Consider the following 7,680-nt stretch of genomic DNA (forward strand, 5'->3'; position numbering starts at 1 on the left):
AATTTATACTTATCCACAATATTCACATATAACTGTGGATAACTTCCATTTTTTGTAAATATTTTTCTTTTTTATATTTTTTATATATAATTTAAAGTATAAAGGAGGATTTTATATATGGCTTTTTTTATTTTAACTCTAATAATAATATTATTATTTTTATTTATTGTTTTTTTTATTCTGGGAAAAATTATATTTAACTCACTTATAACAAGAAAATTACATAATGAAAAGGAGAAATATACATATTTATTAAACAATGGGCTTATAGATGAAGAACTTCTTTCATCTGTTCATAAAGAAAATATTTCTATAACATCTGTTGATAATTTAAATCTAGTAGGCTTGTTAATAAAGAATAAAATAAAAAGTAAAAAATTTATAATTTTAGTTCATGGAGTATCTATTGGTTATGTAGGATCATTAAAATATTTTGATATTTTCTACAAAAATGGATTTAACGTTTTAATAATAAATCAAAGAAGACATGGTGAAAGTGATGGAATGTACTCAACCTATGGATATTTTGAAAAGTATGATTTAAATATGTGGATAAAATATTTAAAAACCAGATTTGGTGAAAATATAATTTTAGGTCTTCACGGTGAATCTATGGGGGCTGGTACCGTTATGGAATGTCTTAGATTTGATAATAATATTAAATTTGCTATAGAAGATTGTGGATACTCTGATTTATCTGAACTTGTAAAATTTCAAATAACCCATAACTATAAAAAAATTTGGTATTTACCTTTAATGTGTGGAGAGAAATTAGCTAATTTGATTACTAAAACTAAAGCTAAATTTTACTTTTCCTATGTAAGTCCAATAAAGGTAATTTCAGAAGTATCTACACCTATTTTATTCATACATGGTAAATTAGATTATTTTGTTCCTTGGTATATGTGTGAAAATTTATATAACGCTAAAAAACATGGATATAAAGAACTCTATTTAGTTGATGGAGCAGATCATGCAGAAGCTTTAGCAGTTAATAAAGAATTATATGCGAAAAAAGTTACTGATTTTATAAACCATGTTTTAAATGAAACAAAGAGGTAAGTAAATTTACTTACCTCTTTGATGCCTCTTCTGTTTTTTTTGAATTAGAAATCATTTTATTTATTTCTTCTAATTCTTTTTCAGTTAAATTTCTCCATTCACCTATTTTTAAATTTTTTAATGTTACATTCATTATTCTTACTCTTTCTAATTTAGTTACTTCATATCCAAAATATTGGCACATTCTTCTTATTTGTCTATTTAAACCTTGAGTTAATATTATTCTAAAAATTCTTTTTCCCTCTTTTTTAACATAACACTTTTTAGTTATAGTATCTAAAATAGGAACTCCTCTGCTCATTCCTTTTACAAATTCCTCATTTATAGGCTTATTAACTGTAACTAAATATTCTTTTTCATGATTGTTACCAGCTCTAAGAATTTTATTAACTATATCACCATCATTAGTTAAAAAAATTAACCCTTGTGAATCTTTATCTAATCTTCCAATAGGAAATATTCTTTTTTTATGTGAAACAAAATCTACAATATTTCCTTTTATTTTTTTTTCAGTAGTACAAGTTATTCCTACTGGTTTGTTTAATGCAATATATACTAATTCATTTTCTGTTTTTAATTGTTTATCATTAATAGTAATTTTTTGATGAGCATTAACTTTCATTCCAGTTGTACCTATTTTACCATCAACTTTAACTTTGCCTTGTTCTATAAGCTTATCTGCTTCTCTTCTTGAACAAAATCCTGTGTCACTAATAAATTTATTTAATCTTAAAGAATTAGTAATATCTTTATGTTCTATTATATTTTTTTTCATCCATCTTTTCTCCTAAAATAATATCCTATTTGTTATTCATCTTTTTTTCATATCCTGAATTGTTTATAGAAATTTTAAAATTATTTTCATAATTGTCATCCGACATTATTTTATCCATATATTGTATTGCTTTAGTAAATTGGTTAGATTTAATCTCCTTACCTGTTATTATAATTTCAACTTTTTTATTTGTTGGTATCATATTATTAACTTGCATATCTTTTAAAATATAAACTAATGAATCTTCTAAAGGTTTATTTTTTAATTGTAAATTTTTCAATAAAATATCTCCTTTTTCTGTAGGTGAATATGAATATACTATTTTATTAAAAATATTAGTTTCAATTTTCAACTGTGAAGTTCCTTGTATTATTATACTTGAAGTTCTTTCATTATAAACTGAAAAAGCTGTGGTTATTATTATTACTATAGCTAGTATACTAATAGTAACAACTTTTCTATAATGTCTAAAACCTATTTTTTCTTTTCCTGTAAGTTCCTCACCTATTTTATTTTCTCCATTGTTATTAATTCTAACGAATTCTCCCTTTGAAGTTAAAATAACTGCATTATTCTTTAAATTGCTTAATACAATTCCTTTATATAATTTATCTTTATAATTTTCTTTTATCAATGAAAATTTTTCTACTTTACTTAAGACTATATTTAAATAGTTTAATAAATTACTATATCTTTCAGTATATAGTAATAATACATATGCTATTATATATTGTTGCCATTTTTCTATAAATGAAAATTTTAACTCACTACTTTTTTGTATAATTTTACAAGGCAAAACTTTTTTTATTATTATTTTTTTAGTTAAATTATGATCTTCTACTATACTATAAGCTATATTTAATATTAAATCTCTTTCAAAGTCATTTGGCGATTTGCTCACTAAATCTTTTAAACTTATTTTAAAAAGCTTTAATTGTTTTATATAAAACATAATTTCTTTAGATAAAGCTTTACTATCCAAATCTTTTTGTTTATTCTTAGCTGAAAACTTATATTTATTTTTTTCAAAATCAAATTGTCTCATATAATACCTTCCTCAATATATTTTTTCAAAAAATAAGACTGGGATAGTAATCCCAGTTCTTAACTTTTTAACTTACCCTTAACTGCTACTCTATTTTTAGCATCTAAAGTACATGTTATAATTGTAATAGTAGCATCATCAGTTTTATCTAAAACATATGTATCTTGCGGAGTAATTTCAAAAATATCAGTTACTTCATAAACATATTCTTTACCCTTATATGAAACTTTAATTTCATCACCATCTTTTAATTTATTTATGTCTTTAAATGCTTGCCCAAAGTATGAAACTCTATGTCCTGCTATTGCAAAGTTTCCTTTTTCACCTGGATAAGGAGAGCCTGGAAAATGTCCAACTACAAATTTTATATCTTCATAATCTACACCCTCTATAATACCTATTTCAAGATTTATTTTAGGTATATTTAAAATTCCTATAGCTTTTTGTTTTAGCTCTGCTTCTGATACTGGTTTTTTACTATTTTCAACTTTTTTATCGCTTTTTTTATTATTTTTATCATCACTTTTTTCATCATCTTTATTTAAATTTTCACCAGTATTATCAGCTGATTCATCCACCTCAAATTGCATATTTTTAAATGTATCTAAAATAGCTTTTTGTTCTGTATAAGTTTTATACTTCATCCAAGCAGTAGTTCCTATTAAGGCAATTCCAACTATAATTAGTACTGTACCTATTATGTTTCTAATTTTTCCTCTCATAAAAAAATTATTCTCCCTTTCTTATTTGAAATTCTTAAGTTATATTATATCATAGTAAATAAGTAAATTTAAATAATTTAATTAATATGAAGAGGTGAAAAAATGAGAATAGGAATGGGATACGATGTACATAAATTAGTAGAAAATAGAGATTTAATATTAGGAGGAATTAAAATTCCTTATGAGAAAGGATTATTAGGTCATTCTGATGCTGATGTATTATTGCATGCAATAATGGATTCTTTACTTGGTGCAGCTTCTTTAGGTGATATAGGAAAACATTTTCCTGATACAGATATAAAATTTAAAGGTGCTAGTAGTATGAAATTACTTGAACATGTTGGACAACTAATATCAGAAAAATATTATAAAATCTCTAATATAGATGCTACTATAATAGCACAAAAACCTAAAATGTCTCCTTATATAGATGCTATGAGAAAAAATATATCCAATACATTAAATATTTCCATAGATCAAGTAAATGTAAAAGCTACTACCGAAGAAGGATTAGGCTTTACTGGTTCAGGCGACGGAATTTCTTCCCAAAGTATATGTTTATTATATAAATAATTTAAAATGCATGATTTTTATAAATTTAATTATTTTAAAAATCATGCATTCTTTAAATATTTTTACTCTAATATAGCCTTTTTTTCATTATATTTATTTATAACAGATTTTTTATTTGAAAATAATGTTATAAATATTAAAGCGCTAATGCCCATCAAATATGGATAAAATAAGAATTTCATTATTTCAAAAGGTGCTAATGCTGTTAATGAAGCTGCTGATAATAATTGTGCTCCATAAGGTATTATTCCTTGAAAAGAACAAGAAAACATGTCTAAAATTCCTGCTATCCTTTTAGAATCTAATTCATATTTATCTGATATATCTTTAGCAATTGGCCCAACTGTAACAATTGCTATAGTATTATTAGCAGTACATATATCTACTAAACTAACTAATATTCCAATTCCTATTTCAGCTCCTCTTTTGCTTTTAATCTTTGAAGTTATTAAATTTAATATAAAATCTATTCCTCCATTTTCTTTTGTTAACTCTACAATTCCCCCTATAAGTAATGAAATTATTATAATTTCACTCATTCCTATTATTCCTGTTGATATTGAGTTAAATAATAATTTTAAATTCAATGTTCCTGTAAAGAATCCTATACTACTTGCTAAAAAAATCCCTCCAGATAAAACTAATATAACATTAATACCTAATAATGCAGCTATCAAAATCCCAACATATGGTATAACCTTGATTAAACTATACTCATAATTTCCTAAATTACTAATAACTCCATTACCTAAAATAGTATAAATTACAATAGTAATTATGGCTGCTGGTAATATAACCTTAAAATTAGTTTTAAATTTGTCCCTCATTTTACATCCTTGAGTTTTAGTAGCTGCAATAGTTGTATCTGATATCATAGATAAATTGTCTCCAAACATAGCTCCCCCTACTACAGCACCTACTATTAGAGGTAAGCTTATTCCTGTTTTTTCTGCTATACCCATTGCTATAGGAACAATAGCAGCAATTGTTCCCATTGATGTTCCTAAAGATATAGCTATAAAAGAAGCTATTATAAACATTCCTGCTATTAATATATTACTTGGTAATATAGATAAACCTAAATTAACAGTTGATTCAACTGCTCCCATTGTTTTAGCTACTTCTGCAAAAGCTCCTGCTAAAATAAATATAAAACACATTAAAATTATATTAGAATTTCCCGCTCCTTTACAAAAAGTTTCTAAATTCTTATTAAGACTTTCTTTTTTTCCCTTCATAAAAATAGCTATTAAAGCTGCTATAACTCCAGGAACTAATACAGACATTGCATAAAAATCTTTTAATATTAAAGATACTCCAATGTAAATAACAACAAAAATTAATAATGGTAGTAATGCTAAAACACTTCCTTTTTTCTTCATAAAATTCCCTCCTTAAAATAAAAAAACTTCTGCCTTTAAGACAGAAGTACTTTTATACATTATTTATCATTCTTATCTATCAGTCAAAAAGGCCGCAGGATTTAGCACCGTTGTACTATTTCTATAAAAATATACACTTATAGTGTTAATTTTATACAAAAATAAAGTACCGGTTGCTGGGCTTCATAGGGCCAGTCCCTCCACCTCTCTTGATAAGATTTTATTTAATTTTTTGTTTAGACATATTCTATACTTTTATTACTTATATGTCAAGATTATAAAAACAATTTAATATTTTTTAATTTTTTACAATAAAATTTTTTATTACTTATTAGCTAATTTATATAATACTCCTTCTAATAAAATCCCTTCATTAGGAGCATACTTAAACTTTTCACTATATTCTATTCCATCTATTATAAAGTTACAAGCCTTTTCCATAGCTTCCTTCAATGTATTTTCATTTAATAAACTTCCTACTAATATAGAAGCAAAAGCATCTCCTGTACCACAATAAAAAGCTTTTATTTTTTTATGAGTTATTGTTATAAATTCTTCTTTGTTTTTATCATATGCTACAGTATCTAAAAATTTATCTCCTTTTACACTCGGAGCACTGGTTATAATTACCTTTTCCGGACCTATTTCACTTAATCTAATTAAAAAATTTTTGATTTGTTCTTCATTATATTCTTCATTATATTTTTCGCCAAGTAAAAAACATGCTTCTGTTATGTTAGGTGTTATTATATTAGCATGTTTAATTAAATCTTTCATTTTCTTTACCATTTCTTCAGTCATAGTACTATATAAAAATCCATTATCCGCCATAACTGGATCTATAACTATTAAAGGATTGTTACCATTAAAATCATTTATAAATTCTTTAACAAATTCAATTTGATTAGAATTAGCTAAATATCCACTATATATACATTGAAATTCTAAATTTAATTCTCTCCAATGATCTTTAGTCTTATAAAGAAAATCTGTTAAATCATTAATAGCTGGTTTACCAAATCCAGCTGTATGAGTGGAAAGTACAGCTGTTGGTAAAGCACATACTTGATTTTTCATAACAGATAATATTGGAATTATAGTTGCTAAAGCTGCTCTGCCATAACAGGAAATATCATGAATTGCTGCTACTTTATTTATATTTTTCAAATTTTGTACCTCCTATTTAAGCTAAATTAATTAATTTTTATCTATTATTCCCTATAGCTTTATTAACTATTGGTTTTATACTTACTAAAGGAATTGATATTATTATTGCTATAGTTGTAGTTATTATAGATGTGGTCATCTTAAGCAATGCACCATAAAAACCAACAAAAACAAACCAATTTACAATAAAATATCCTAGCAATGAAACTAAACCTGCTACTATAAATGCTAAAATATTAAATTTAAAATTTTTCCCTTTTGAATTGTTTAAATAAGCAATTTTTCCAGCAACATACCCTGTTAATCCCTTTAATATAAAAGTAGGAATTACCCATGCAGCAAATTGAGGATTAGTTGCATCAAACAAAGCACAACCAATAGCACCAGCCCAAGCTGCATCTTCTCCCAAAAATATTGCTGCTAAAAATATTGCTGTTGTTCCCAAATGTATCATTGATGTTCCTCCACCAATATTTATAGGAAAATGAATCCACGTACCAATAAAACATATAGCTGCAAACAAAGATATATTTACTAATCTTTTTGTATTATATTTTTTCATTTCATTTCCTCCTAATTTTTTCTTTTATAGATTATATTATTATTGTTAATTAATATCAAATGTATCGGTTTAATATTTATTTATATAAATGTATAAAATTATAAATTTTATACATACTATAATTGATGATATTAACCAATCCACAAACTGTAATTTTATTATACTTTCTCACAAAATAAGGAGAAGATACTAAAGTATCTTCTCCTCAGGCTGTCGACAAAGTCGACAGCCTTTCCATTTTCTTATAAAATAATATTGGGTGATAAATATGATGACTAAAAAAAATACTGATAATAGATTTAAAATTGAATTTAACAGTTTAGAAGCTCTTGTGCCTAAAAATCATTTAGTTAGACAAATTGATAGAGCAATAGATTTTAATTTTATATATG

At 24.9% G+C, this 7,680-nt stretch carries 8 protein-coding genes and 1 riboswitch; of the genes, 2 read left to right on the plus strand and 6 right to left on the minus strand.

Annotation, left to right across the window (positions count from 1 at the left end):
• The first annotated feature begins 117 nt into the window (after positions 1-117).
• Positions 118-1,062: an alpha/beta hydrolase gene (locus GBZ86_RS10380; protein ID WP_152890412.1), complete on the plus strand. Its 945-nt coding sequence runs from the start codon at positions 118-120 to the stop codon at positions 1,060-1,062.
• Between the two features lie 10 nt (positions 1,063-1,072).
• On the opposite strand, the gene rluF is transcribed toward GBZ86_RS10380, so the two are convergent.
• The 3 genes from rluF to GBZ86_RS10395 are packed head-to-tail and all read right to left on the minus strand — an operon-like array spanning position 1,073 to position 3,604.
• Positions 1,073-1,837, minus strand: coding sequence for a 23S rRNA pseudouridine(2604) synthase RluF (gene rluF, locus GBZ86_RS10385; RefSeq protein ID WP_152890415.1), 765 nt, complete (start codon positions 1,835-1,837; stop codon positions 1,073-1,075).
• 25 nt (positions 1,838-1,862) lie between these two features.
• Complete coding sequence (locus GBZ86_RS10390) at positions 1,863-2,882, minus strand: anti-sigma factor domain-containing protein (RefSeq protein WP_152890417.1); 1,020 nt, start codon at positions 2,880-2,882, stop codon at positions 1,863-1,865.
• Between the two features lie 59 nt (positions 2,883-2,941).
• Positions 2,942-3,604: a class D sortase gene (locus GBZ86_RS10395; protein WP_152890419.1), complete on the minus strand. Its 663-nt coding sequence runs from the start codon at positions 3,602-3,604 to the stop codon at positions 2,942-2,944.
• 102 nt (positions 3,605-3,706) lie between these two features.
• On the opposite strand from GBZ86_RS10395, the gene ispF reads away from it, so the two are divergent.
• The gene (gene ispF / locus GBZ86_RS10400; RefSeq protein ID WP_152890421.1) at positions 3,707-4,177 is read left to right on the plus strand and encodes a 2-C-methyl-D-erythritol 2,4-cyclodiphosphate synthase; all 471 of its coding nucleotides are present in this window, start codon (positions 3,707-3,709) and stop codon (positions 4,175-4,177) included.
• Between the two features lie 62 nt (positions 4,178-4,239).
• On the opposite strand, the gene GBZ86_RS10405 is transcribed toward ispF, so the two are convergent.
• From GBZ86_RS10405 to GBZ86_RS10415, 3 genes are all read right to left on the minus strand, one after another.
• Positions 4,240-5,559 (minus strand): Na+/H+ antiporter NhaC family protein, encoded by a 1,320-nt coding sequence (locus GBZ86_RS10405; protein ID WP_152890423.1) that lies wholly within the window; start codon positions 5,557-5,559, stop codon positions 4,240-4,242.
• 69 nt (positions 5,560-5,628) lie between these two features.
• A riboswitch (SAM riboswitch) is annotated at positions 5,629-5,778 on the minus strand.
• 105 nt (positions 5,779-5,883) lie between these two features.
• A complete protein-coding gene (locus GBZ86_RS10410; protein ID WP_152890424.1) occupies positions 5,884-6,726 on the minus strand; it encodes a pyridoxamine kinase in 843 nt (280 codons plus the stop codon).
• Between the two features lie 37 nt (positions 6,727-6,763).
• Complete coding sequence (locus GBZ86_RS10415; RefSeq protein ID WP_152890426.1) at positions 6,764-7,288, minus strand: ECF transporter S component; 525 nt, start codon at positions 7,286-7,288, stop codon at positions 6,764-6,766.
• Positions 7,289-7,680 lie beyond the last annotated feature (392 nt).

The organism is Clostridium tarantellae (assembly GCF_009295725.1).
Taxonomy (GTDB): Bacteria; Bacillota; Clostridia; order Clostridiales; family Clostridiaceae; genus Sarcina; species Sarcina tarantellae.